Genomic DNA, 25,018 nt, shown 5'->3' on the forward strand with positions numbered 1-25,018 from the left:
CAGACGGTGCTCAACCGTTGGTGGGGAACCCCAGATTCACCCCGCCGTGGCTGGGGTCAAGCCAGCGCGCGGTGACGGCCTTGGTCCGCGTATAGAAGTGCACGCCCTCGGTACCGTGCGCGTGCGAGTCGCCGAACAGCGACGCCTTCCACCCGCCGAAGGAGTAGAACGCCATCGGCACCGGGATCGGCACATTGATCCCGACCATGCCCACCTCGACCTCGTTCTGGAAGCGCCGCGCGGCGCCGCCATCGTTGGTGAAGATCGCCGTGCCGTTCCCATAGGGATTGGCGTTGACCAGATCCAGCGCGGCGTCATAGGTGGGCGCCCGCAGCAGACTCAGCACCGGGCCGAAGATCTCGTCACGGTAGCAGCTCATCTCCGGCGTGACATGGTCGAGCAACGACGGACCGAGCCAGAACCCGCCGTTCTCGCCGCCGAGCACCGGGTGGACCCGGCCGTCGATGGCCAACGTCGCGCCCTCGCGCACACCCGACTCCAGGTAGGAGGCCACCTTGTCGCGGTGCGGGCCGGTCACCAGGGGGCCCATCTCACTGCGCTCGTCGTCGCCCGGCCCCACCCGCAACCGGGCTACCCGGTCCTTGACGCGCTCCACCAGTTCGTCGGCGATGCTCTCGATCGCGACCACGGCCGAGATCGCCATGCACCGCTCCCCCGCCGACCCGAATCCGGCCGAGACAGCCGCATCCGCCGCGAGATCGAGGTCGGCGTCGGGCAGCACCACCATGTGGTTCTTGGCCCCGCCCAGCGCCTGCACCCGCTTGCCGTGGCGGGCGGCGGTCTCGTAGATGTAGTGGGCGATCGGGGTGGAGCCGACAAAGCTGACCGCCTTGACGTCGTCGTGCTCCAGCAACCCGTCCACCGCGGCCTTGTCTCCGTGCACGACGTTGAACACGCCCTCGGGCAGGCCCGCCTCCGCCCACAGCTCGGCGAGCAGCATCGCGGCCGACGGGTCCTTCTCGCTCGGCTTGAGCACAAAGGTGTTGCCGCAGGCGATGGCGATGGGGAACATCCACATCGGCACCATGGCCGGGAAGTTGAACGGGGTGATCCCGGCGACGACGCCCAGCGGCTGCAGGATGGAGTACGCGTCGACCTTGGTCGAGACGTTCTCCGAGTATCCCCCCTTGAGGAGGTGCGGGATGCCGCAGGCGAACTCCACGACCTCCAGGCCGCGGGAGACCTCGCCGAAGGCATCGGAGACCACCTTGCCGTGTTCGGCGCTGATGGCACGGGCCAACGTGTCGCGGTTGGCGTGCAGCAGCTCGCGGAACCGGAAGAGGACCGCGGAGCGCTTGGTCACCGAGGTGTCGCGCCATGCGGGGAACGCGGCGCGGGCGGCCGCCACCGCGGCGTCGACCTCGGCGGCCCCAGCGAAGTCGACCGTTCCGGCGACCTCGCCGGTGGCGGGGTTGTAGATGTCGCCGCGTCGCTCGGCGGTACCCGCGAACGGCTTGCCGTCGATCCAGTGGGTGACGTGCTTACTCATCTCAAGACGACCTTTTTCTTCTCGGCTGGCTGCTGGGACGGGGACCGGGGAGGGGGCGGGCGCTCATGCGGTACGCACCTTGGTGTCCACCGCGGTGACGGTGTCGACGAGGATGTCGCGGCCTTCGCGGGCGTCCTCCTCATTCAGTGTCAGCGGCGGCGCCATGCGCAGGACGTTGTTGTGCACCCCGCCCTGGCCGACCAGCAGGCCGCGCTCACGGGCGCCCTCCAGCACGGCGCCGGCCAGCGCGGGAGCGGGCGCGCCGCTGACGGGGTCGACCATCTCGATGGCGAACATCAGTCCCTTGCCGCGCACATCGGCGACACTGGACAGGTCGGTGAGCGGCCGCAGCCCCTCCATGATGAACGCGCCCCTGCGGGCGGCGTTGCCCTGCAGGTCGTGGTCGAGGACGTAGTCGAGGGTGGCGTTGGCCGCCGCCATGGACACCGGGTTGCCGCCGAAGGTGGCGACCCCCTTGGCCGTGAGCCCGTCCATCAGGTCGCCGCGCGCCACCACGCCGCCGACCGCGAACCCGTTACCCAGGCCCTTGGCGAAGGTCATGGCGTCCGGGACCACCCCGTGGTCGCCGATGCCGAAGAAGCTGGAGCCAGTGCGGCCCCACCCGGTCTGCACCTCGTCGGAGACGAACAGGATGCCGTGCTCGTCCAGCACCTCCTTGTAGGCGGCGAGCAGCCCCTCGGGGGCCATGGCGAACCCTCCGACGCCCTGGATCGGTTCGGCGATCATGCAGGCGACGTCGGGGGCGGTGGCGGTGACCAGGACGTCGCGCAGGTCGGCGACGCAGGCCTCGATGTACTCGGCGTCCGACATCCCGCGGAAGGCGGGCGCGGTCCGGTCGGTGCCGTGCAGGTAGTGCACGTTGAGCGGGGAGAGCGAGGAGTGCTTCCAGCCCCGGTTGCCGGTGACGGCGATGGTGCCGTACGAGCGGCCGTGGTAGCTGTTGCGAAGCGCCAGGACCTGGTCGGTGCCGCGGGCGCAGGTCGCCAGCAGCAACGCGGTCTCGTTCGCCTCGGTTCCGGAGTTGGTGAAGAACACCTTGGCGTCGGGGATACCGGAGAGGCGGGCGATCTTCTCGGCCAGCTCCACCTGGCCGCGCAGCAGGTAAAGGGTGGAGGTGTGCACGACCCCCGTGGCGATCTGGCGCTCCACGGCCTCGCGGACCTCGGCGATGTCGTAACCGAGCATGTTGGTCACGATTCCGCAGAAGAAGTCCAGGTAGGTGCGGCCCTCGGCGTCGGTGACGCGGGACCCCGATCCGCTGGTGATCTCGATGGGCGTCTCGTAGTAGAGGGACAGCCAGGACGGCATGACAGCGCGGTGGCGAGCGAGAAGTTCCGACATGACCTCAGTCTCACGCTCTCCGCCCTGGATTGACCAGCGTCACACTGTTGATTTCGCACAGGGGGATCTGACAGGCTGTCAATTCGCCACTGACGCAGCGTGAAGAGCCACCCGAGACCCGTGACGACTGGCCACGAATCGGGGCATCGCGGCCCGTATTCGCGGCGAATTCCGCCGCCGAACGCGGCATCACCCTGTAAAGCGTCGCGTGGTGGACCTGACGTGCCGATCTAGACTGATGCCGTGCTGCCCACCCTTGCCGACGTGCTCCGCCTGCCCGCGCTTCAGCGCGCCCGCCCCAAGGTCGTGGCCGGTGCCAAGCACCTGGACACACCCGTGCGATGGGTGCATATCGCCGAGGTCACCGACCTCGCCCACCTGCTCCGCGGGGGTGAGCTCGTGCTCACGACGGGCATCGCGATGCCCGACTCCCCCGAGGAACTGCGGCGCTATGTGGAGGACCTGGCCGCCGTCGGGGTGAGCGGCATCGCCGTCGAGTTGGGCCGCAAGTACCCCGCCGAGAGCGACCTGCCCAAGGCGCTGCTGGACGCCGCCACCGAGGCGGGCATCCCGATCGTCTCGCTGGAACGCGAGACGCGGTTCGTCGAGATCACCGAGGCCGTGCACATCCGGGTGGTCAACGAGCAGCTTGAGGAGCTGCGCGAGTCCGAGCGGCTGCACGAGGTCTTCACCCAGCTGTCGGTCGAGGGCGCGCGCCCCGCGCATGTGCTCCGGGAGGTGGCGCACCTGTCCGGCTGCCCGGTTGTGCTGGAGAACCTCGCCCACCAGGTACTCGCCTGCGACCTCAACGGCGAGGACCCGGCCACCGTCCTCGCCTCCTGGGAAAGCCGTTCGCGGGCGGTGCGCGGCGGCCAGCGGACCGTGCACGACCCGGCCACCGGGTGGCTCGTCACCATGGTGGGCGCGCGCGGCCAGGACTGGGGACGCCTGATCCTCGTCTGCGGCGCCTCCCCGGCGCCGCGGCAGACCATGCTCGTGGAGCGGGCGGCGACCACGCTGGCGCTGGGCCGCCTCCTGGAGCGCCACCAGGAGAGCCTGGAGCGCCAGACACACCGCACGATCATCGCCGGGATCGTGGACCGCTCCTACTCCGACCCGGAGGAGGCGCTGGTGCGCGCCCGCGCCGTGGGGGTGCCGCTGGCCGGACGCCACCTCATCGGCCTGGTCCTGCGCCTCCGGGAGGGCGGAACCGGGCTGGCGGCGCAGGCCCGTCTCGCCGACACCGCCGAAGGGGCCGCGCGCGCCTGCCGCGAACTGCGGCTGCCCGCCCTCGTCGGTTCACTCGACGATCTGCGCGTGGGCATTTTGCTCGCGCTCGCGCCCCAGGAGGACCTGGACTCGTGGCTGCACCGGCTGGCCGACCGGATCCGCGATCGCGTCGGCGGCGCGAGCGTCCTCGCGGTCGGTTCGAGCACCGAGGACATCCGCGACGTGCGCCGTTCCTTCTTGGAGGCGCGCCAGGTCGGGGACGTCGCGGTCCACCAGACCGACCAGCGGCCGTTCTACCGCCTTCCCGACCTGCACCTGCGAGGGCTGCTCCACCTCTTCCGCGACGACGAGCGGCTGCAGACCTACGTCGAGCGCGAGCTGGGGCCGCTGCTGGCCTACGACGACCGCCACTCCAGCGACCTGACCGATATGCTCCGCCACTACCTGGCGGCGGGACGGAACAAGGCCCTGGCGGCGTCACGCGCCCACCTCTCCCGGCCGGCGTTCTACGAACGGCTGCGCAGAATCTCCCATGTTCTCGACGCCGACCTGGAGTCGGTGGAGACCTGCCTGTCCCTCCACGTCGCCCTCCTGTCGTTGGACTCGGTACGCGACCGCCTCTCGCAATAGCCGACGGACACCATGGGATACTGCACGTAGCATTGATTCCGTCGTGCAATGCGGCCCAAGCAATCAAATCCTTGATTCTCACCCGCAAGAACCATCCATAACGAACGTCTCATGCACAGCTCGGAGGAGCACGTGACCGACAAGGGCGACCCCCAGCCGTCGGGCCGGAAGAACACCCCCGGTCCCGCGCTCGATGACACCGCAAAGCGCATCATCGAGCAGCTGCAGGAGGACGGGCGCCGCTCGTACGCGGCCATCGGCAAGGCGGTCGGCCTCTCGGAGGCAGCGGTGCGCCAGCGGGTGCAGCGCCTGCTGGAGACCGGGGTGGTCCAGGTCGTGGGCGTCACCGACCCGATGATGCTGGGCTTCAGCCGCCAGGCCATGATCGGCGTCAAGTGCAACGGCGACCTCAACGAGGCCGCCGACGCGCTCTCCGACGTGGCGGGCGTGGAGTACGTGGTCATCACCGCGGGCTCTTTCGACCTCTTGGTCGAGGTCGTGGCCGCGGACGACGAGCAGCTCCTGGAAGTCCTCGCCCGGATCCGCGCCGTCCCCGGTGTCACCGGGACGGAGAGCTTCCTGTACCTGAAGCTGCGCAAGCAAACGTACGCCTGGGGGACCCGGTAGGCCTCGGCGCACCCGGAGAAACGGCTGATCGGACCACGCAGTACGTCAGCCGGGCAGGACGGCCATGACCGTCCCCGGCGCGTAGACGAGCAGCAGGAAACGCGCCGTCCGCGTCGCCATGGTGACGGTGACGAAAGACCACAGGGGCATGCGCACGGTCCCCGCCAGCACCGCGATGACCATGAACGGCGGAATGCTGGAGAACGAGCTGACGCCCAGGAGGCCCGCCGCCCACCAGGGCCGTCCCTCGGCCTTGGCCCGCCACTGGGCCACCCGCTCACTCCAGCGGCTCGGGGTCGCCGACCGCCGCTTGAGCCAGGGGATGGTGAGGACGCCCTTGCCGAGGTAGTAGTAGACGATCTTGCCGAGCGTCTGGCCGAGCCCGGCCGCCACCGCCATCGCGAACAGGGCGCCGTCCCCCATCAGAGCGGCCGCGCCCAGCAGGTACAGCTCCACGTTGAGAAACGGCAGCAACGCCGAGACCAGGCCGAAGCTGAAGGCCAGAGCGGTCTCGGTCACGTCCGGCGCTCCTCAGGGGCGGTCGGGCGAGCGCGGCGGATCGCCGCCGCCTAGTTCTCGGCGGCGGCGAGCTGGCCGCAGGCCCCGTCGATCTCCTGGCCGCGGGTGTCGCGGATGGTGACCGAGACCCCGTGCGCCTCCAAGCGGCGGACGAACTCACGCTCGTCCTCCGGGCGCGACGCGGTCCACTTCGACCCGGGGGTCGGGTTCAGCGGGATCAGGTTGACGTGCACCAGCTTGCCCTTGAGCAGGCGGCCCAGCAGGTCGGCGCGCCAGGCCTGATCGTTGATGTCGCGGATGAGCGCGTACTCGATCGACACCCGGCGGCCGGTCGTCGCGGCGTACTTCCAGGCGGAGTCGAGCACCTCCGCGACCTTCCACCGGTTATTGACCGGCACGAGTTCGTCGCGCAGCTCGTCATCGGGAGCGTGCAGCGAGATGGCCAGCCGCACCTGCATGCGCTCGGCGGTCAACTTCTCGATGGCCGGGACCAGGCCGACCGTCGAGACGGTGACGCCGCGCTGCGAGATGCCGAGCCCACCGGGCACCGGGTCGGTGATGCGGCGCACGGATTCGAGCACCCGCCGGTAGTTGGCCAGCGGCTCACCCATGCCCATGAAGACGATGTTGCTGATGCGTCCCGGGCCGCCCGCGACCTCGCCGCGGTCCAGGTCGCGCGCGACGGACACGATCTGGTCGACGATCTCGCCGGTGGACAGGTTCCGGGTGAGGCCGTTCTGTCCCGTCGCGCAGAACGGGCAGTTCATGCCGCACCCGGCCTGGGAGGACACGCACAGCGTGACGCGGTCGGGGTAGCGCATCAGCACCGACTCGAACAGGACACCGTCGAAGGCGCGCCACAGCGTCTTGCGGGTCATACCGTTGTCGCAGGTGATGTGCTTGACCGGCGTGAGCAGCTTGGGGAGCAGCGCCTCACCGAGCCGATCGCGGGATTCGGCGGGGAGATCGGTCATCGCCGAGGTGTCCGATTCCAGGTGGCCGAAGTAGTGCTGGGCCAGCTGCTTGGCGCGGAAGGGCTTCTCTCCGAGCTCGGTAACGGCAGTGCGGCGCTCCTCCGGGCTGAGGTCAGCGAGGTGCCGCGGCGGCTTGGCACGGCGCGGGGCGACGAAGGTGAGCTCGGCAGGCATGCAGGTCCTAGACGGATCTTGGGCGACAGGGTCCGGGCGGGATGTCCGCATGGTCCGCGATTCGGCGGCCAGTTGGGGCCTTCTGAGATGCGGCACCGCCCGTCAGGGCATTACGGTTCATGCTATGCGACGCGTGGACACGGTCGTGCGGTGGCGGCGTTGACGGTGGCTGAGCTCGGGAGGTCAGTTGAGCGGAACGCACATCCTGCTGGACCAGTTCAGCCCCTACCGCAGCCGCCGCGTCATCGTCGAGTGCGACTCCCGGACCACGGCGGCGTACCTGCTCGACGCCCGTGACCGGATCCGCGTTCCGGTGTGGCTCGCCAACCACGAGCTGGCCCCGGAGACCAGCGACCCCAGCGGCCTGTACGAGGGACAGGCCCCGCTGATGCCCGCCGCACATACCAAACACCCCCAGGGCCACGCCCGCTTCGACCCCGAGCACCTGCGCGTGGTGTGGTTCGAGGAGGGCGACGGGCTGGCGCTGCTCGACCACGACGGTCTCCTCGCGGTCATCCCCGGATGGGCCGAGGCCGACAACGGCCTCCCGGGCTACGCCCGCGAAGCGATCGGCCGCAGCCCCTACGCCTGGGCGCTCGACCCCGAAGCCGACCGGCTGTGGCCGCGCGTGGTCCATGCCGAGGCCTACTGGGACTGGCGAGCGGTCCCCGGCGCCTGGCGCAGCGTCCAGCGGGCCGTGTTCAACCACCTCACCAGGTGCGTGGGCACGCCCGGCCATTACTGGGACGTCTCCGACGGCCATGCCCCCCTGATCCGCGTCTCCGAGCGCCCACCCGAGGGGAACCGGCCGTTCACCATCCTCAGCACGGTCGGCATGTGCGGGCAGAGAATGCCCACGCTCGACCGCTACATGGCTGACACCTCCCAATACGCCCGCATCGAACTGGCCCTGGCCACCACCCGCCCCGCCCACGAGGCCGCCCGCCTCTTCCGCTGGATCGGCGCCTTCCCCTGGCGCGCCGTCACCTGGTTCGGCACCGGCCACAGCGTCAAGTGGCTCGACAACACCGAAGACCGCGCCGTCCGCGGCACCAACTCCGCCGTCCTCCTCATCGCCGACCCGACCCCGCTCTCGGCCCCGGAAGGCCACCTCCCACCCGACACATCGGGCCTCACCTTCCACGGCGACCCGGTCCACTGGCTCTGGATCGTCCCCATCACCCGCCCCGAACACCTCTTCGCCAAGGAACACGACGCCGCGACCCTCATCGACAAACTCGCGGCGGAGGGGCGCAGCTGGGTGCTGGGGTAGCGGCGAGATAGGCCTGGACGGGGCTTTTTTCCCACTTCTCTCCGATGCGCCGGAGCTGGATTCGCGTCGGCGGCTCGCTCCCAACGCACCACCGCGGTCGAGCCTCCACAAGCAGCGCCGAGGGCGGAGGGGGCGAGGGGCCCTGCCCTCTAGCCGGTGCGGCGGGGCCGGGTATCTCGGCGCGCGGGGTTTCTCTCGCTTCACGCAAGCGGGCTCCCGCGACACGCGAGGACCGCCCTGCCATTGGCACCCTCCGCCAGTGATCACGGTGGGGAGCCTGGTCTTGCCTATTGTGCCGGGAGATTCCCCGTGATCACCGCGCGATGGGGCAGGAGGTCTGCTGGGCGGCCTTGTCGGCGGTTGGCTGATCCGGTGTTCTTGGGTGAAAAGCGGCATCGACGGCAGGTGGGTGGTGGGGTCCCCGGTCGCCTCCCAGGTGGGCCGTGCGGGGGCCCGGAATCCGGCTAGCGGGCGTCCGCGCGCCGGGTATGCCCGGTTTGCCACAAGTTCCCCGCGATGATCATGGGAACGGTCCCGGTTCTGTCCGTTTTGCCGGGAGAATCCCCATGATCATCGCCAGAGGGGGCCTGCGGTCGGTGCCCCTACCCCATACGACGTAGTCCCCCTGCTGAGACAGCAGAACACTGCGCTCCGGCAGCTCCACCCGGAAGCGCCCGCTGATGAGTACGAGCAGGGCCGTACGCTCCTCGCCGGTCACCCACTGAGCCCGTTCATCGCCCTGCGGGTGGACTCCCCACTTGATCTCGACGGCGTCGCTGTGGCGCGGGTCAGCGACGTCCTTGAAGTGCCCGAGCAACCATCCTCGGTCCTCAGCCGCGTCCTTGCCCGCATTGCCCACATACACGGTGTCGTCCATGGGTTCGGAAGGTAGCAGCCGACCGAAACGCCCCGTCGTCGACGACGAAAAAATCCGTTGACTCCCGAATGCGGCCTCGCGCATGCTGCGTAGCCGTGCCCTCATCTCCCCCATATGAGTCGGCCGCCACGGCGGGAGGGGAATGAACCTCCTTCCCGATGAGCGGTTTTCCATCACGGCGCCGCTGCGGCATCCCGCGTTTCGGGCGTTGGCCGCTGGACGTGCGCTGATGTACTTCGGCAACGGCGTGGCGACCGTGGCGCTCGCGTTCGCCGTGCTTGACGTCACCGGGTCGCTGATCCATCTCGGGCTGGTCGTCGGCACCCGCTCGCTGGCGAACGTGGCGCTACTGCTATTCGGCGGCGTGCTCGCCGACCGATTCCCGAGGGACCTCATCCTGCGCGGCGGGTGTGCCCTCGCGGCCCTGTCGCAGGGCACGCTCGCGGCGAGTGTGCTGCTCGGGTTCGCGTCGCTGCCGGTGATGATCGCGCTGAGCCTGGTCAATGGGGCGGCTGCGGCCGCGAACCTGCCCGCCGCGGCCGCGTTGACCCCGCAGACCGTGCCGTCGTCGCTGTTGCGCCCGGCCAACGCGCTGGTGCGGATCGGGGTGCACATCGGGATGTTCGTCGGCATGTCGGCCGCGGCGGGCCTGGCGGGCGTGCTCGGCTCCGGGTGGGCGCTGGCGGTGAACGCCCTGGTCTTCGCCCTAGCCGCCCTCAGCTTCCTCCTGCTCCGGCTGCCGCCCGGGGCCGGCCGCGCCGCGGGGCGCACTGACGTGCTACGGGATCTGCGCGACGGGTGGGGTGAGGTCGCCTCCCGACCCTGGGTGTGGATCGTCGTGCTGCAGTTCATGGTCATCAACGCGACATGGTCGGGCACCGTGGCGGTTCTCGGCCCGGCCGTCGCCGACGCCTCCTTCGGCCGTGCGACCTGGGGACTTGTCGTCGCGACGAACAGTATCGGCATGCTCCTCGGCGGAGTGCTGGCCGCGCGGTGGCAGCCGCGCCGGGCCTTGTGCTTCGGTGTGGCGCTCGCGGCGCTCGACGCGGTGCCGATGGCGGTGCTGGGCACGGGGACAGGGATCCCGTTCCTGCTCGCCTCGATGTTCGTGGCCGGGGTCGCGATGGAGCAGTTCGGTGTGGCGTGGGAGGTCGCGATGCAGCAGAACATTCCACCGGACCGGCTCTCGCGGGTCTACTCCTATGACGGCCTCGGGTCGTTCATCGCGATGCCTCTCGGTGAGGTGGCGGTGGGACCGATCGCCGCCGTCGCGGGCCCCGGGTCGACGCTGGTCGGTATGGCCGTGCTCACCGTCCTGGCGACCGGTGGCGCGCTGGCCAGCAGCAGTGTTCGCCAGCTGAAGCGCCTGTGACACGCGTCGGGGCGGAGCGCGACGCGCGCTCCGCCCCTGCTGATGCCGCGGTCTATGGCGGCGGTTCGTCGTGCGGCTAGACCAGGAGGCTCAGCACCACCCAGGACACCGCTCCCCCGAGGAGGAGGGAGTCCAGACGGTCCATCAGGCCGCCGTGGCCCGGCATGAAGCGGCCCATGTCCTTGATGCCGAGGTCCCGTTTGATGAGCGACTCGATCAGGTCGCCCACGGTGGCGGCGAACACCACGGCGATGCCGAGGACCACCCCCGCCCAGACAGGGCCGTCGAGCATCAGCGAGACCGTGAGGGCGCCCGCCAACATGCACGCGAGGACCGACCCGGCGAAGCCCTCCCAGGTCTTGTTTGGGCTGATGTTCGGCGCCATCTTGTGCCGGCCGGTGGTGATACCGGCGAAGTAGCCCCCGATGTCGCTGCTGATCGTCACGATGATGAAGGCGATCAGCCGCTCTGGGCCGTCGCCGGGGGTGGAGATCAGCAGTTGCCACGTGGCCAGCAGGAACGGCAGGTACAGCAGCACGAAGAGGCTGCCCGCGGCGTCCCGGACGTATCCCTCCGCACCCCCGCGCAGCCGCCAGGACAGGGCCGCGATCGTGGTGACCGCGGTCGTGCCCGCCAGCCAGCCCGGGCCGCCGAAGTACGCCGCCGGCTGCATCGCGATCCCGCCGACGAGGAGCGGGGCGACCGCCAGGGACACGCCCTTCTCCGCGAGAGCGCGTTTCAGCTCGCGCAGGCCGATGAGGACGGCCGCCGAGGTGATCAAGACGAACGCCGCGGCGAGAGGGTAGATCGACAGCAGGACAAGGGCACCGAGGGCGATCCCGCTCCCAATGGCGAGCGGAAGGTTGCGGCCGGTTCGGATCGGGTCGCCGCCGGGCTTGCGCAGCCCCTTGCGGGACTTTCCGTTACTAGCGCCGTTCATGCCCGATACGTCCGACCCGTCGCTGTTCTCTGGCGATGACCCCGGGCCGCCGGCCGACGCGGAGCCACCCGCAGACGGACCGCCGACCGCGGCCGAGCCGTTGTCCGACGCGGACCCGTTGGCAGCGGCGGACGGTGTGCCGTTGGAAGACGGCGTGACCGATGCGTCCGCGGAGTCGCCAGAGTCAGCGGACGGGCCAGACCCGGCCCGCCCATTCTCGTCCGTGGAATCCGAACCGGGCTCAGAGTAGGACACGGACCCTAGACCTCGAGCAGTTCGGTTTCCTTGTGCTTCAGCAGCTCGTCGATTTCACCCGTGTACTTCTGGGTGAGCTCGTCCAGCTCGTCCTGCGCACGGTGGCCCTCGTCCTCGCCGATCTCACCGCCCTTGACGGCCTTGTCCAGCGCGTCCTTGGCGTGCCGACGCACGTTGCGGATCGACACCTTGCCGTCCTCGGCCTTGCTGCGAACCACCTTGATGTACTCCTTGCGGCGCTCCTCGGACAGCTCCGGGAAGACCACGCGGATGATGTTGCCGTCGTTAGCCGGGTTCACACCGAGGTCACTGTCGCGAATGGCCTTCTCGATGGCCTGCAGCGAGGTTTTGTCGAACGGCGAGACGACCACCATGCGCGCTTCGGGGACGGAGAACGACGCGAGCTGGTTAACAGGGGTCTGGGCGCCGTAGTAGTCCACCGTGATCTTGTTGAACGTCGCCGGGCCAGGGCGGCCCGTGCGGATCGCGGCGAAATCCTCCTTGGCGACCACGACCGCCTTTTCCATTTTCTCCTCTGCTTCGAGGAGTGTCTCTTCGATCATTGCGGCTCCCGTGTGTCGCTGTGGTCCGTCGATTCGAGGTCTGCGCTGGGTCAGCGCTGGATCACTGGATCAGCTGTCGGCCGGACACACGATGGTGCCGATCTTCTCCCCACGCACGGCGCGGACGATGTTGCCCTGCCCCATGAGGTCGAAGACGACGATCGGCAGACCGTTGTCCATGCACTGGCTCACCGCGGTGGCGTCCATGACCTTCAGGCCCCGGGTGAGCACTTCGTTGTAATCGAGGCGGTCGAACTTGACCGCGTTCGGGTTGCGGTGCGGGTCGGAGTCGTAGACACCGTCGACCTGCGTGCCCTTGAGAACAGCGTGCGCACCGATCTCCAGCGCGCGCTGCGCAGCGGTGGTGTCGGTGGAGAAGAACGGCGCACCGAGACCGGCGCCGAAGATGACGACGCGGCCCTTTTCGAGGTGGCGCACCGCGCGACGCGGGATGTAGGGCTCGGCGACCTGGCTCATGTGGATCGCGGTCTGCACGCGCGTCTCAATACCCAGGCGCTCCAGGAAGTCCTGCAGGGCCAGGCAGTTGATGACGGTGCCGAGCATGCCCATGTAGTCGGCGCGCCCGCGCTCCATGCCGCCCTCGGACAGTTCGGCGCCACGGATGTAGTTGCCGCCACCGACGACGATGGCGACCTGGATGCCCTCGGACGCGGCCTCGGCCACGGCCTCCGCCACGAACTGCACGATGCTGGGGTCGATGCCCAGCTCGCTACCGCCGGCGAAGGCCTCCCCCGACAGTTTCAGCACCACGCGCTTCCAGCCCGTGTCGTGCATGTCCGGGTCCTTCGTGCTGCTATGACCTTCGTTCTCCGGCACGGCGATCGGCCTCCTTCTGGTTCCCCCGAGCGGTTTGCGGCGCGGGGTCCCCTCCTAGGTTCGGCCCGAACCCCGCCTTTATCCACCGAAGGTGCCGGGGAAATGAATCCCCGGCACCTCCATCATGTCAAAGGTCTAGGCCTGGCCGACCTTGAACCGGACGAAACGGCGCACGGCGACGCCGGCTTCGTCGACCACCTTCTGGATGGTCTTCTTGTTGTCCTTGACGAACGGCTGCCCGAGCAGCGTGGCCTCCTTGAAGAAGCCATTGACGCGGCCCTCGATGATCTTCGGCAGGGCCTGCTCCGGCTTGCCCTCCTCGCGGGCGGTGGCCTCGGCGATGCGGCGCTCGTTCTCGACGATGTCCTCGGGGACCTCGTCCTTGCTCACGTACTTCGGAGCCAGAGCGGCGATCTGCTGAGCGAGGTCCTTGCCGATCTCGGGCTCAGCCTTGTCCAGCTCGACGAGCACACCCATGGTCGGGGGCAGGTCGGGGTCGGACTTGTGCATGTAGCTGGCGACGTAGGCGCCCTCGTACTTGGCGAAGCGGCGCAGCTCCAGCTTCTCGCCGATGACCGCGCTGGTCTCCTCGATGACCTTCTGCACGGACTTGCCGTCGGCGTACTCGGTCGCAAGGAGCGTCTCGACGTCGGCGACGTCGTTGGCGGCGATGAAGTCGGCGATGCCGTCGGCGAGGGCCTGGAACTGGTCGTTCTTGGCGACGAAGTCCGTCTCGCAGTTCAGCTCAACGAGAACGGCGGCGGAGTCGCTGTCCTGCTTGAGGACGACGAGGCCGTTGGCGGCGGTGCGGTCGGCCCGCTTGCCGACGTCCTTGGCGCCCTTGACGCGCAGGAACTCGACGGCCTTGTCGAAGTCGCCGTCGTGCTCCTCCAGCGCCTTCTTGCAGGCCATCATGCCGGCACCGGTCGTGTCGCGCAGCTTCTTGACGTCAGCGGCGGTGTAGTTCGCCATTGCTGTTCTCTCATCCCCTAGGAGAGTGGGTCTACGGTGTCTCAAAGGTGCCCTCCACACGCGCTCGCGCCGCGGCGCGAGGCATGTCCGTGTGGAGGGCGGAGCGCTACCTGAGGCAGTCGGCGGCTCAGGCTTCCTTCGGGGCCTCAGCGTCGGCGGCCGGCGCCTCGGCGGCCGGCGCCTCAGCAGCCGGAGCCTCGTCCTTGGCCTCAGCCTCGGCCGGGGCCTCAGCCTTGGCCTCCTCGCCCTTACCCTCAAGGAGCTCCCGCTCCCACTCGGCCAGCGGCTCCTCCGCGGCGGCCTTCTGCTCGTCGGTGGAGGCACCGGAGCGAGCCAGCAGGCCGTCGGCGACCGCGTCGGCGACGACGCGGGTGAGCAGGCTGACGCTGCGGATGGCGTCGTCGTTACCCGGGATCGGGTAGTCGACCTCGTCCGGGTCGCAGTTGGTGTCGAGGATGGCGACGACCGGGATGTTCAGCTTGCGAGCCTCGCTGATCGCGATGTGCTCCTTCTTGGTGTCCACGATCCACACAGCGCTGGGCACGCGGGCCATGTCGCGGATACCGCCGAGCGTACGCTCCAGCTTCTCCTTCTCGCGGCGCAGGCCAAGAAGCTCCTTCTTGGTCAGGCCGGAGCCGGGGACGTCGTCGAAGTCGATCTCCTCCAGCTCCTTCAGACGCTGCAGCCGCTTGTGGACGGTGGAGAAGTTGGTGAGCATGCCACCGAGCCAGCGCTGGTTGACGTACGGCATGCCGACGCGGCGAGCCTGCTCGTCGATGGCCTCCTGCGCCTGCTTCTTCGTGCCGACGAAGAGGATGGTGCCACCGTGGGCGACCGTCTCCTTGACGAACTCGTAGGCGCGGTCGATGTAGGCGAGCGACTTCTGCAGGTCGATGATGTAGATGCCGTTGCGCTCGGTGAAGATGAAGCGCTTCATCTTCGGGTTCCAGCGACGGGTCTGGTGCCCGAAGTGAACGCCGCTTTCGAGCAGCTGACGGATCGTCACGACTGTGGTGGCCATGACCGGGTCCTTCCTGTGCGGCGGGACGGATCCCGCCTCGGTTGTTCCTGACGTCCCGGCCGATCCGCCGCACCGCCTGCGGCGACGCGGACCGTAAGACCGACCCCTTCCGGGGAAAGCACGGGGACGTGCGTAGTTGGTGACTCAAGATGAGCCACAGAAGATTCTAACCGGAGCAGCGCCTCCGCGCGCCGATCAGACGCCGCGATGGAGAGATGTCAAGCACGTCGAGGCCACCGATCGGATTTGTGTGGGCGACGTGACCGTCCACAGGCGGCAGGATCCTCGTGGCGAAAAAGGGCGTGCTCTCCCCACGCTGGTGCCCATGAAGATCTCGCGCCGCCGCTACCGGCCTCCCATCTCCCGCCTCTGCCGTCCCATCCCACTGTCCTCCCCTCCTGTGCACGCCTCAGCCCCAGCCGTACCGCCGTCGACCACCGCCGCGCTCGTGCCGACGGCGCTCAGCGCCGTCGCCGTTCTCCTCCTGGCCCTGATCTGGGGGCCGTCGGCGTTGGCGGACGGCGGGGCGTGGCGGTGGCCGCTGGAGGGAGAGCCGGAGGTCGTCCGTCCGTTCCAGCCGCCGGCGGAGAGGTGGCTGCCGGGGCATCGGGGCGTCGACCTCGCGGCGAAGGAGGGCGAGGCGGTCGTGGCGGCGGGCGCGGGGCGGGTGGCCTTCGCCGGTCCCGTGGGCGGGACGGGCGTGGTGAGCGTCGCCCACGGCGATCTGCGCACGACCTATCTGCCGGTCGAGGCCGAGGTGGAGCGCGGCGCCCCGGTCGCGGCGGGAGACACCATCGGCGCCGTCGCGGCCGCGCCGCGGCACTGCGGTCGGCGGGACTGTCTGCACTGGGGGTTACTGCGCGAGCGCGCCTACACCGATCCTCTGGCGCTTCTCGGGGTGGGTGAGGTCCGGCTGCTTCCGCTGCTGGGCACGGGACGCGCGTCACGCGCGGGGGTGGGCCTGGTTGTAGGCGCGGGTGAGACGCTCGATGGAGACGTGGGTGTAGATCTGCGTGCTGCGCAGTGAGGAGTGGCCGAGGATCTCCTGGACACTGCGCAGGTCGGCGCCACCGTTCAGCAGGTGGGTGGCGGCGCTGTGCCGGAGGCCGTGCGGGCTGATGCCGTCGCCCGTCTCTTCGTTCCGCATCCGTTCGTGGACGTCGCGGCGGGCCGTGCGGGTTCCCAGTCGTCCACCGCGCGCGCCGAGGAAGAGGGCGGGGCCGCTGTTGGGGGTCGCCCAGTGCGGGCGTCCCGCGTACAGCCAGCGGTCCACCGCGTCCAGCGCGGGGACACCGATCGGCACGACGCGGTCCTTGCCGCCCTTGCCGTGGACGCGGAGGGTGCGGCGGTCGCGGTCGACATCGTCGAGATCGAGCGCGCAGAGCTCGGCCACGCGGATACCGGTGGCGTAGAGGACCTCGACGATGGCGGTGCGGCGGAGGGAGGTCGGGGACTCGTCGTCCTCACCGTTCGGCCGCAGTGCCATGTGCGCCTGTTCCTCGTCGAGGACGTCGGGAAGCGGCCGCCGGGGGGCCGGGGTGGCGAGCAGCGGCCCCGGGTCGACCGCGAGTCGCCCGGAACGGTGGAGGAAGGCGGTGAAGCCACGGGCCGCGGCCGTGCGCCGCGCCATGGTGGAGCGTGCGGCGCCCGCCTCATGCGACCGGGAGAGCCAATCGCGCAGCAGGGCGATGTCGATGTCGCGGATTCCGCCACCGGCGTCGTCGAGGTGGGCGAGGAGGCCGCGCAGATCGCTGAGGTAGGCGCGGACCGTGTGCCGCGAACGCCCCGCGCTTTCGAGGTGGCCGCGAAACGCGGCGAGGAGTTCGGCGTGCGCTGCGTGCGGGTCCGCGGCGGCGTCCTCCCCCTGCCCGCGGCTCGTCCCGTGTGGGGGGTGATCCTCACTCATCTCGGCCCACCCGTGCTCCCCGAACCGGGGAGGCACGCCACCGCGTCGATCTCTACCAGAAACCGGGAGTCGACCAGTCCGGTCACTTCGAGGAGGGTGCTGGCCGGACGTGGTCGCTGCACAAGGAACTCGTTCAACACCTGCCGGACGGCCTGGAGGTCGGCGATGTGCCGCAGGTAGTAGTTGACCTTGACCAGATTCCGCAGATCGGCCTGGTACGGAGCGAGTGCCGCCTCGACGTTGCGAAAGACCTGCCGGGTCTGCTCCACCGCGTCACCGGAGGCGACACTGCCGTCCGGGGCCTCGGGAGTCTGGCCGGAGACGAAAACAAGCGGTCCATCCGCCAGGAATGCGGCGCTGTAGTTCCTCGTCATGGCGCAACATTACCCTCCAAGGCCCTCAAGTTACCGGTTTTCGGACGCGGCTGGCCCCCTCACGGCACTGTCGGGGGCGCGAGGGAATCGGGGCCGCGCGTCGTTCGACCGGATCCGGCGTGGGCGCGCGGACCCGCCAGCCCCGCCGGAAGGCACGCCAGGGGGACGGGGGACGAGGCGGGTCCGGCCCCAGCTGGATCGAGCGGGTCACCTCCCCTCCGTGCCACTGTCGGGCCGGGTGCGCCAGCCAGCGGGGCACCGTTCGATGAAGCCTCCGGCCGCGAGCAGGCCGAGGCGCCCCATGGCGGCATCCAGGTCCAGGCCCGCCGCGAGGGCGATGGTGGCGGTTCCAGCCCCCGTGCGGTCCGGGACCGCGTCCAGGACGCGCTGTGACTCTTCGTCCAGGCCATCGCGTGCCAGCGCGGTGCCCCGGCCAGGACGCAGCTCCTCGCCGATCGGCCCGAGCTGTTCCGCGATGTCGGCCGCGTCGGTGACACAGGCGGCCTGCCATTCCCGGAGCAGGCGGTGGCAGCCGGCTGACAGAGCGGAGGTGACCGGTCCGGGTACCGCCATGAGAGCGCTGCACAGGTCCAGGGCGTGCCGGGCGGTGTTCAGCGCGCCGCTCCGCAGTCCCGCCTCGACCACGACCGTGCCCGGCGTCAGAGCGGCGATGATCCGGTTCCGGACCAGAAAGCCGTGGCGGGTGGGGCCGGCCCCGAGGGGGTGTTCGCTGACCAGTGTGCCCCGCGCGGCGATGTCGGCGAACAGGGCCTCATGCCCCCGCGGGTAGTCGATGTCGAGTCCGCAGGCGAGGATGGCGACGGTGGGCGCGCCGCCCGCGAGCGCCCCGCGGTGCGCGGCTCCATCGATGCCGTAGGCGCCCCCTGAGACCACCGACCAGGAGCGCTCGGCGAGCCCACAGGCCAGATCCGCGGCGACGTGCAGCCCATAACCGCTCGCGGCGCGGGAGCCCACCATCGCCACCGACCGCAGGCAGGCGTTGCGCAGGTCCTGGACGCCACGCAGCCACAGCGCATAGGGGCGCCGGTCACCCAGCCGGTCCAACCGCCCGGGCCACTCCGGGTCGCCGGGAACGACCAGCCGACCTCCCATCTCGGCCGAGGCGGACAGCAGGGCATCGGCGTCGATCCCCGGGGCGCGGGCGCGCCACCGCTCCTGTCGGGCCGGAGGGGTCGCCGGCCGCTGTCCGCCCGCCGCTTCCACGGCGGGGAGCTCGGCCCCCGCGCGCAGCGAGGCCCAGATCTCGGCGGCACCGTACTCGTCGATCAGCGCGCCCATGAGCGGGTCCCCGGCGTCGGCCACAGCGCTGAGGCAGGCACGCGCGTGGGCGTCGTCGGTCGCCACGCCGCTCACTGCGCCCGCCCCGACCACAGCGCGAACGCGTAGGCGGTGTCGTCGATCCCGGGTTCGTCGCGACCCGCCAGATCGGCCAGCGTCCAGGCGACACGCAGCGCGCGGTCGACGCCCCGAGCGCTGACCTCGCCACGATCGAGTGCTGCTCCGAGGAGGCGCAGCGCGTCGGCCGCGACCGGGAAGCGGCGTCGCAGCTCCGCTCCGGGGATCTCGGCGTTCGTAGACCACGGCGTCGCGGCGAGCCGCTTGGCCGCCCGTTCCCGCGCCTGGACCACGCGCTGGCCAACGGTCGCGGAGGACTCGGCGAACGCGCGGTCGGCGAGAAGCTCGGCGTGCGCGACCGGCTGTAGCTCGACCTTGAGGTCGACACGGTCGAGCAGTGGCCCGGACAACCGTGCCAGGTATCGGCGACGCTGCGCCGACGGGCACGCGCACGCCGGGCCGCCTTTGCCGCAGGGGCAGGGGTTAGCGGCCAGGACCAAGAGGAATCGTGCCGGGAAGAGCGCGGTGGCCGCCACCCGGGACACCGTCACCTCGCCGCTCTCCAGGGGTTGCCGGAGCGAGTCGAGGACGTTCCGGTCGAATTCGGGAGCCTCGTCCAAGAACAGGCAGCCTCGGTGGGCCAGTGAGACGCAGCCGGGGTGGAGCCGCGCGCTGCCGCCGCCGATCATCGCGGCCCGGGTGGCGGTGTGGTGAGGCGCGCAGAACGGAGGGCGGTCGACCAGCGGCGCGCCCTCGGGCAACTCTCCGGCCACCGAGTGGACGGCGGTGACCTCGATGGCCTCCTCCTGGCTCAGGGGCGGGAGGATGGTCGGCAGGCGCTCGGCCAGCAGGCTCTTGCCGGTTCCCGGTGGGCCGAGGAGCATCAGGTGGTGGCCTCCGGCCGCCGCGATTTCGAGCGCGCGGCGGGCCACGGGCTGCCCCAGGACATCGGCGAGGTCCAGCTGTCGCTCCGGGCGTGCTGCCGGGGCGGAGGACGCGGTGTCCTCGTCGAAGAGCGGCGGTTCGATGGGGTGGCCGCGCAGCTGGGCGAAGAGTTCGGCGAGCGAGCCGGTGGGGGCGACCTCGGCATCGGGGACAAGCCGGGCTTCGTCCGCGTTTCCGCGCGCGACCGCGAAACTCGGGTACCCGGCGCGGACGCCGGACAGGACGGCGGGCAGCACCCCGGGGACCGGCCGGGTGCGGCCATCAAGGCCGAGCTCGGCGAGGAAGACCGAGTTCTGAACGCCTTCGACCGGAATGGCGCCGTCGGCCGCGATGACGGCGGCGGCGATGGCGAGGTCGAAGCCGCTGCCGCGTTTGGGCAGGCTGGCGGGCGACAGGCTGACCGTGATGTGGCCCTCGGGCCAGCGCTCTCCCGAGTTGGCCACGGCCGCGCGGATGCGGTCGCGGGCCTCCCGCAAAGCGGTATCCGGCAACCCGACCAGGGTGAGCCCCGCCGGACCATCACCGATGTGCGCCTCCACCTCCACAAGGTGCCCATCGACCCCTATCAGGGCCATGGACCGGGCGCGCGCCAGCCCCATCTCACGCCACCGCCTTGTGGTGACCGATATAGGTGCGGCCGTCGGATCGGACCAGGACGGCCACGACATCAATCCGAATCCGCGCGGCCGCTCCCCCGTTGCGCGCCGACCACAGCCGCGCCAGCGAGCGCAACCGGTCGCGCTTCCGGCGGTCGACCGCCTCTAGTGGCGACCCGAACCGCAGGCTGGTCCGGGTCTTGACCTCCGCGATGACGAGTGTGGCCCCGTAACGGGCCACGATGTCGATCTCGCCCTCGGGGCATCGCCAGTTGCGTGCCAGTACGCGCATCCCCTGGCGCTCCAGAAAGGCGGCGGCCAGCTCCTCCCCTCGCTGTCCCAGGTCCCTCCTGCGCCGGACCCATGCCCGGACTTCGACCGCCATGCGCGATCACCTCCCCACCCCAAGGTGCGGGGGTGGAGAAGTCCGGCGCGACCCGCGTTTTCCCGGCTGTGGAAAAACCTCGTGCCCACCACATTCCGACATGCCCCACCGGCGGGCGGGGAACCTGGGGCCGCTGGGCTGCCTCGCCCGCGATCGCCTGCCCGATGCTCGGCGGTACGAGGCGGCACCGACGCCGGAGCGGGCTGGGCGCGCCGGTCCCGTCCTGGAGGACGGGACCGCAGTCGCTCGCGGCCCGCGAGGCGCTATGCGCGCAAAAAAGAACCGCATGACCGGAGGGGCCGGTCATGCGGTTCCTGATCGCCGTGTGCCACCGCGCAACCGCGGGTGGTCAGGCAACGGGGTTGGGAGACGCCGTCGAGATTCCCTAGACCGTGTGGCCGGAACCGGGGACTTCGAGGTCGGACTTGGTGATCTCTTCGACATTGACGTCTTTGAACGTCACCACGCGCACGTTGCGGACGAACCGGGCGGGGCGGTACATGTCCCAGACCCAGGCGTCTTCCATCGTGACCTCGAAGTACATCTCACCGTTCTCGGTGCTGCGCGGCTGGAGGTCGACGTGGTTGGTCAGGTAGAACCTGCGTTCGGTCTCCACCACGTACCCGAAGAGGCCGACGACATCTCGGTACTCGCGATAGAGCTGCAGCTCCATCTCGGCTTCGTACTTCTCCAGGTCCTCAGAACTCATTTCGCGCTCGCTTTCGTCGTGCACTCCCGGTTCGGTCTTCTGGCCCCCTTCGACCCCGTAGCTGTACACGTGTCGGTGACGTCGCCCGGCCCGGCGCGGGACCCGACGAATTCGTCGTCACTCAATCCATGATGCGACACATGTCAACCACGCGCGATCAATCCCCGGAATCTCCGGCGTGTGACCTCCGGAACCGTCGGCGCAGCGCCCGCTGAGCGCTACGTCCGCCCAGGTGGAGGGGGACAGCAGCAGCGGTTCCCAGAGCGAGGGGGGCGAACGGGAGTGCGGCGGCGGCCACGGGTGCGCTCGCGATATCGGGTTCACCCGCGACGTCCGATCCGCTCGCCGACTCTTCGCCGCCCTCGGTCTCGTCGTTCAGCCTGTCGAACGTATCGGGGATCGGCAATGTGCCCCACCGGTCCAGTGGCCAGACGATCACAAAGGCGCGGCCGACCACGCTGTCGATGGCGACGCTCCCCTCCCCCGGATCGTTCTGGTGCAGGCGGGAGTCATACGAGATGGAGCGATGGTCGCCCATGAGCCACACCCGGCCCTTGGGCACGGTCACGGGTCCGAACTCGGATTCGGTGGCGGCGCTGCCCGGGAAGAGGTAGTCCTCCTCGTTCAGCGGGACGCCGTTGACGGTGACCCGGTTCTTCGCGTCGCAGCACGCGACGGTGTCGCCGGGCAGCGCGATGACGCGCTTGATGTAGTCCTTGCCGGTGGGCTGCACACCGAGCTGCTGCCCCACCCAGGTGAACAACCGCGACACCGGGTTGGTCGGCTCCTCCACGACCACGGTCTCGCCCTCGTCCCAGGAGCCGGAGCCGTTGAAGACCACGACGTCGCCCCGCTTGATATCGCGCACCTGGTAGACGAGCTTGTTGACCAGCACCCGGTCACCGACGAGGAGGGTCTCCTCCATCGACTTCGACGGGATGTAGAACGCCTGGACGACCCACGTCTTGATGACGAACGCCAGGACCAGCGCGATCACGATCAGGATCGGCAGTTCCTTCCAGAAGGAACCCTGCTTCTCCTTCGAGCCCTCGTTCTTGGCGCTCATCGTCTTGCCAACGCTCTCCTCCGTGTCGGCCGCGTCCGCGGCCGGGCCCTCATTTGACGCAGTGTTCCCGGTACCCCCGGATATAACTCTGGCTCCCCCATGATCGGTCATGGGGGAGCCAGTGTCATCGGTCGGACCGCCCGATTCACTCCGATCGGCTTCGGCGTCGGGCTGCCCGTCCGGTCGCGACTGCGATTCCTCGTTGCTCATCGGCAACGAAGCCTAGCCGAGCGGGACGCCGCTCGTCGGTAAAGGCTGATCCCCGACGGGGGCGACGGCCGCGGCCGGGTGCGCCTAGCCCTTGGAGGGCTCGCGGCGCTCGGGGATGCGGGCGGCCTTGCCGCGCAGGTCACGCAGGTAGTACAGCTTGGCGCGACGGACGCGGCCGCGAGCCGCGATCTCGATCTTCTCGATCGCCGGGGTGTGGATCGGGAAGGTCCGCTCCACGCCGACGCTGTAGCTGATCTTGCGGACCGTGAAGGTCTCGCGGTTCCCGGCGCCCTGCCGCCGGATGACGACACCCTTGAAAACCTGGATCCGGGAGCGGTTGCCCTCCGTGACCCGAACGTGAACGTTCAGCGTGTCGCCCGGGCGGAAGTCGGGGATGTCGGAGCGCAGCTGCGCCTTCTCAAGCTCCTGAATAGCGGTGTGCATCTCAGCGGTTCCTCATCGATTGCGCGCCGCGGCGACGGACATGGCGGTTCGCGCGGGCGGATCTGCTGCTCGGGTCGAAATGGCGTGCCTCTGGCGGCTCATCCGCGGCCGTTCGCTCTGGTTCCAACGGCGATGACGACACGCAGAAGATGTTCATCGGCAGGGGCAACTCGTCTAGTCTGCCACAGATTCGGCACCGGTCTGTAACCGAGCCTCCTCCAGGACGTCCCGGTCCCGCTGGTCAAGCCGGTCGGGCGGCATCTTCTCCAGCAGATCCGGGCGGTTGCGGGCGGTCTTTCGGAGCGATTGGTCACGCCGCCAGCGGTCGACGGCACCGTGGTTTCCGGACAGGAGCACGGGCGGGACCTCGTGGTCGCGCCAGACCGCGGGCTTGGTGTAGACCGGCCCCTCCACCAGATACTCCATCTCGCCGGTCGCGAAGGAGTCCTGGTCCACCGAGTCGCGGTTGCCCAGCACCCCCGGCAGCAGCCGGGAGATCGTCTCCACCATGACCAGCGTCGCCGACTCTCCGCCCGCCAGGACGTAGTCACCGATGCTGAGCTCCTCCACCGGCATCCGCCGCGCGGCGTCCTCGGCGACGCGGGAGTCGATTCCCTCGTAGCGGCCGCACGCGAAGACCAGCCACGGCTCACCCGCCAACCGGTCGGCGTGCGCCTGCGTGAAGGGGACCCCGCTGGGCGTGGGCAGGATCAGCCGCGGCACGGGCGGGGCGGCGGTCTCACCCTCGGGCGCGCCCTCAGGAGGGTCCGCGGTGACGGCGTCCAGCGCCTCGCCCCACGGCTCGGGCTTCATGACCATGCCGGGACCGCCGCCGTACGGGGTGTCGTCGACGGTGTTGTGCCGGTCATAGGTCCAGGACCGCAGGTCGTGCAGGCGCACGTCGAGGATCCCCGACGCCCGCGCCTTGCCGATCAGCGACAGCTCCAGCGGGGTGAAGTAGTCGGGGAAGATGGTGATGATGTCGATGCGCATAAGCGTGTGCGGCTCTCTCGGGGCCGTGACCTGCGGTTAACGGCCCAGGTCCAGCAGGCCGGGTGGCGGGTCGATCACCATGCGCCCGGCGCTGGTGTCGACCTGGGGCACGAGCTCTCGGACGAACGGGACGAGCACGTCCTCGCCGGAGGGGTCCTTGATAACCAGGACGTCCTGGGCGTGGTGCAGGATGTCATCGACGACGCCGACCTCGCCCCCCTCCACGGTCAGGACGCGCATACCGATGAGCTCGTGGTCGTGGAACTCGTCGGGGTCGTCCACGGGCGGGATGTCGGCGGACTCGACGAGCAGGGTCACACCGCGCAGCTCCTCGGCGCCGTTCCGGTCCGAGACCCCCTCGAAGCGCACGAGCAGCCGACCCGCGTGCGTGCGGACTGACTTCACGGTGAGCGGTCCGGCCCCGACCGGGTCGGTCAGCAGCTTCGCACCGGCCACGAAACGCTCCGCCGGATCATCCGTGCGCACGTCCACCGCGACGTCGCCGCGGATCCCGTGCGCCCGGCCGATCCGACCGACGACGAGACGCATCCTTCTCCTTGAGGCAGGTGTCCACGCCCCCGCGATAGTGGGGTGTCCGGACACGACGTTAGGGCGCCGACCCATCCGGTGATCGGTCGACGCCCTAGCGCGCGATTCAGCGCACTTCGTGCAGGTCCAGCAGATCGACACGGACGTACCGACCGCCGGCGAGCGAACCGATAACGGTCCGCAGGGCCTTGGCGGTACGGCCGTTGCGGCCGATCACCTTCCCGAGGTCATCGGGGTGGACCCGGACTTCGAGCACCTTGCCCTTGCGGAGCCTCCTGGCTCTCACCTGGACATCGTCAGAGTTCTCAACGATCCCCCTGACCAGATGCTCAAGCGCCTCTTCCAGCAC

General features: G+C 69.9%; 26 protein-coding genes. 5 read left to right on the forward strand and 21 right to left on the reverse strand.

The genetic code is table 11. The annotated features are described in order from the left end of the window. Window positions 1-10: 10 nt before the first annotated feature. Complete coding sequence (locus tag ABD259_RS13875; RefSeq protein WP_344101142.1) at window positions 11-1,510, reverse strand: CoA-acylating methylmalonate-semialdehyde dehydrogenase; 1,500 nt, start codon at window positions 1,508-1,510, stop codon at window positions 11-13. Window positions 1,511-1,573: 63 nt separating this feature from the next. After that, a complete protein-coding gene (locus ABD259_RS13880) occupies window positions 1,574-2,872 on the reverse strand; it encodes an aspartate aminotransferase family protein (RefSeq protein ID WP_344162745.1) in 1,299 nt (432 codons plus the stop codon). A gap of 243 nt (window positions 2,873-3,115) precedes the next feature. Here ABD259_RS13880 and ABD259_RS13885 point away from each other — a divergent pair, with 243 nt between their 5' ends. Together ABD259_RS13885 and ABD259_RS13890 are read left to right on the forward strand one after the other, a co-directional pair. Beyond that, complete coding sequence (locus ABD259_RS13885; RefSeq protein ID WP_344101146.1) at window positions 3,116-4,732, forward strand: PucR family transcriptional regulator; 1,617 nt, start codon at window positions 3,116-3,118, stop codon at window positions 4,730-4,732. 111 nt (window positions 4,733-4,843) lie between these two features. Further along, window positions 4,844-5,359: an Lrp/AsnC family transcriptional regulator gene (locus ABD259_RS13890; protein ID WP_344101148.1), complete on the forward strand. Its 516-nt coding sequence runs from the start codon at window positions 4,844-4,846 to the stop codon at window positions 5,357-5,359. Between the two features lie 45 nt (window positions 5,360-5,404). Here ABD259_RS13890 and ABD259_RS13895 read toward each other — a convergent pair whose 3' ends face one another. After that, window positions 5,405-5,878, reverse strand: coding sequence for a VTT domain-containing protein (locus tag ABD259_RS13895; RefSeq protein ID WP_344101150.1), 474 nt, complete (start codon window positions 5,876-5,878; stop codon window positions 5,405-5,407). A 50-nt stretch (window positions 5,879-5,928) separates the two neighbouring features. Continuing rightward, window positions 5,929-7,026, reverse strand: coding sequence for a dual-specificity RNA methyltransferase RlmN (gene rlmN / locus ABD259_RS13900; RefSeq protein ID WP_344101152.1), 1,098 nt, complete (start codon window positions 7,024-7,026; stop codon window positions 5,929-5,931). Window positions 7,027-7,213: 187 nt separating this feature from the next. Between rlmN and ABD259_RS13905 the strand changes: the two genes are divergently transcribed. Then, window positions 7,214-8,299, forward strand: a complete 1,086-nt coding sequence (locus ABD259_RS13905; RefSeq protein WP_344101154.1) for a suppressor of fused domain protein — start codon at window positions 7,214-7,216, stop codon at window positions 8,297-8,299. 520 nt (window positions 8,300-8,819) lie between these two features. Here the strand turns inward: ABD259_RS13905 and ABD259_RS13910 are convergent. Beyond that, complete coding sequence (locus tag ABD259_RS13910) at window positions 8,820-9,176, reverse strand: signal peptidase I (protein WP_344101156.1); 357 nt, start codon at window positions 9,174-9,176, stop codon at window positions 8,820-8,822. A gap of 142 nt (window positions 9,177-9,318) precedes the next feature. Here ABD259_RS13910 and ABD259_RS13915 point away from each other — a divergent pair, with 142 nt between their 5' ends. Next, on the forward strand, window positions 9,319-10,548 hold the full coding sequence (locus ABD259_RS13915) for an MFS transporter (RefSeq protein ID WP_344101158.1): 1,230 nt from the start codon (window positions 9,319-9,321) through the stop codon (window positions 10,546-10,548). A 76-nt stretch (window positions 10,549-10,624) separates the two neighbouring features. Here the strand turns inward: ABD259_RS13915 and ABD259_RS13920 are convergent, their stop codons facing one another. The 5 genes from ABD259_RS13920 to rpsB all read right to left on the reverse strand — a co-directional run bounded on the left by ABD259_RS13920 (window position 10,625) and on the right by rpsB (window position 15,136). Further along, window positions 10,625-11,488: a phosphatidate cytidylyltransferase gene (locus ABD259_RS13920; RefSeq protein WP_344101160.1), complete on the reverse strand. Its 864-nt coding sequence runs from the start codon at window positions 11,486-11,488 to the stop codon at window positions 10,625-10,627. Window positions 11,489-11,748: 260 nt separating this feature from the next. Continuing rightward, window positions 11,749-12,306 carry a ribosome recycling factor gene (frr, locus tag ABD259_RS13925; RefSeq protein WP_344101162.1) on the reverse strand — a complete coding sequence of 186 codons (558 nt, stop codon included), beginning with the start codon at window positions 12,304-12,306 and terminating at the stop codon, window positions 11,749-11,751. Window positions 12,307-12,375: 69 nt separating this feature from the next. Continuing rightward, window positions 12,376-13,101, reverse strand: coding sequence for a UMP kinase (gene pyrH / locus ABD259_RS13930; RefSeq protein ID WP_344101329.1), 726 nt, complete (start codon window positions 13,099-13,101; stop codon window positions 12,376-12,378). A gap of 177 nt (window positions 13,102-13,278) precedes the next feature. Continuing rightward, complete coding sequence (gene tsf / locus ABD259_RS13935) at window positions 13,279-14,115, reverse strand: translation elongation factor Ts (RefSeq protein WP_344101164.1); 837 nt, start codon at window positions 14,113-14,115, stop codon at window positions 13,279-13,281. 127 nt (window positions 14,116-14,242) lie between these two features. Further along, on the reverse strand, window positions 14,243-15,136 hold the full coding sequence (gene rpsB, locus ABD259_RS13940; RefSeq protein WP_344162748.1) for a 30S ribosomal protein S2: 894 nt from the start codon (window positions 15,134-15,136) through the stop codon (window positions 14,243-14,245). 325 nt (window positions 15,137-15,461) lie between these two features. Between rpsB and ABD259_RS13945 the strand changes: the two genes are divergently transcribed. Next, window positions 15,462-16,163, forward strand: coding sequence for a murein hydrolase activator EnvC family protein (locus ABD259_RS13945; RefSeq protein ID WP_344162751.1), 702 nt, complete (start codon window positions 15,462-15,464; stop codon window positions 16,161-16,163). On the opposite strand, the gene ABD259_RS13950 is transcribed toward ABD259_RS13945, so the two are convergent. The 11 genes from ABD259_RS13950 to ABD259_RS14000 all read right to left on the reverse strand — a co-directional run bounded on the left by ABD259_RS13950 (window position 16,080) and on the right by ABD259_RS14000 (window position 25,018). Further along, window positions 16,080-17,042, reverse strand: coding sequence for a tyrosine recombinase XerC (locus tag ABD259_RS13950; protein ID WP_344101170.1), 963 nt, complete (start codon window positions 17,040-17,042; stop codon window positions 16,080-16,082). The two genes, ABD259_RS13945 and ABD259_RS13950, sit on opposite strands and share 84 nt — an antisense overlap. After that, on the reverse strand, window positions 17,039-17,416 hold the full coding sequence (locus tag ABD259_RS13955; RefSeq protein WP_344101172.1) for a RidA family protein: 378 nt from the start codon (window positions 17,414-17,416) through the stop codon (window positions 17,039-17,041). Before ABD259_RS13955 ends, ABD259_RS13950 begins: the two co-directional genes overlap by 4 nt. Window positions 17,417-17,623: 207 nt before the next feature. Beyond that, on the reverse strand, window positions 17,624-18,790 hold the full coding sequence (dprA, locus tag ABD259_RS13960; protein ID WP_344101174.1) for a DNA-processing protein DprA: 1,167 nt from the start codon (window positions 18,788-18,790) through the stop codon (window positions 17,624-17,626). Then, a complete protein-coding gene (locus ABD259_RS13965) occupies window positions 18,787-20,316 on the reverse strand; it encodes a YifB family Mg chelatase-like AAA ATPase (RefSeq protein ID WP_344101176.1) in 1,530 nt (509 codons plus the stop codon). Before ABD259_RS13965 ends, dprA begins: the two co-directional genes overlap by 4 nt. 1 nt (window position 20,317) lies before the next feature. Then, window positions 20,318-20,698, reverse strand: coding sequence for a YraN family protein (locus tag ABD259_RS13970; RefSeq protein ID WP_344162755.1), 381 nt, complete (start codon window positions 20,696-20,698; stop codon window positions 20,318-20,320). Window positions 20,699-21,083: 385 nt separating this feature from the next. Next, window positions 21,084-21,407 carry a DUF2469 domain-containing protein gene (locus ABD259_RS13975; RefSeq protein ID WP_026125551.1) on the reverse strand — a complete coding sequence of 108 codons (324 nt, stop codon included), beginning with the start codon at window positions 21,405-21,407 and terminating at the stop codon, window positions 21,084-21,086. 157 nt (window positions 21,408-21,564) lie between these two features. Next, on the reverse strand, window positions 21,565-22,473 hold the full coding sequence (lepB, locus tag ABD259_RS13980) for a signal peptidase I (protein ID WP_344101180.1): 909 nt from the start codon (window positions 22,471-22,473) through the stop codon (window positions 21,565-21,567). Between the two features lie 294 nt (window positions 22,474-22,767). After that, entirely contained in the window at window positions 22,768-23,127 is a 360-nt protein-coding gene (gene rplS / locus ABD259_RS13985; protein ID WP_344101182.1) for a 50S ribosomal protein L19, read from the reverse strand. 174 nt (window positions 23,128-23,301) lie between these two features. Next, the gene (gene trmD / locus ABD259_RS13990) at window positions 23,302-24,120 is read right to left on the reverse strand and encodes a tRNA (guanosine(37)-N1)-methyltransferase TrmD (protein ID WP_344101184.1); all 819 of its coding nucleotides are present in this window, start codon (window positions 24,118-24,120) and stop codon (window positions 23,302-23,304) included. A gap of 36 nt (window positions 24,121-24,156) precedes the next feature. Beyond that, window positions 24,157-24,669, reverse strand: a complete 513-nt coding sequence (rimM, locus tag ABD259_RS13995) for a ribosome maturation factor RimM (RefSeq protein ID WP_344101186.1) — start codon at window positions 24,667-24,669, stop codon at window positions 24,157-24,159. 106 nt (window positions 24,670-24,775) lie between these two features. Then, window positions 24,776-25,018, reverse strand: coding sequence for an RNA-binding protein (locus ABD259_RS14000; RefSeq protein ID WP_017617451.1), 243 nt, complete (start codon window positions 25,016-25,018; stop codon window positions 24,776-24,778).

The sequence above is a fragment of the Nocardiopsis rhodophaea genome (assembly GCF_039530945.1).
Classification (GTDB): domain Bacteria; phylum Actinomycetota; class Actinomycetes; order Streptosporangiales; family Streptosporangiaceae; genus Nocardiopsis_C; species Nocardiopsis_C rhodophaea.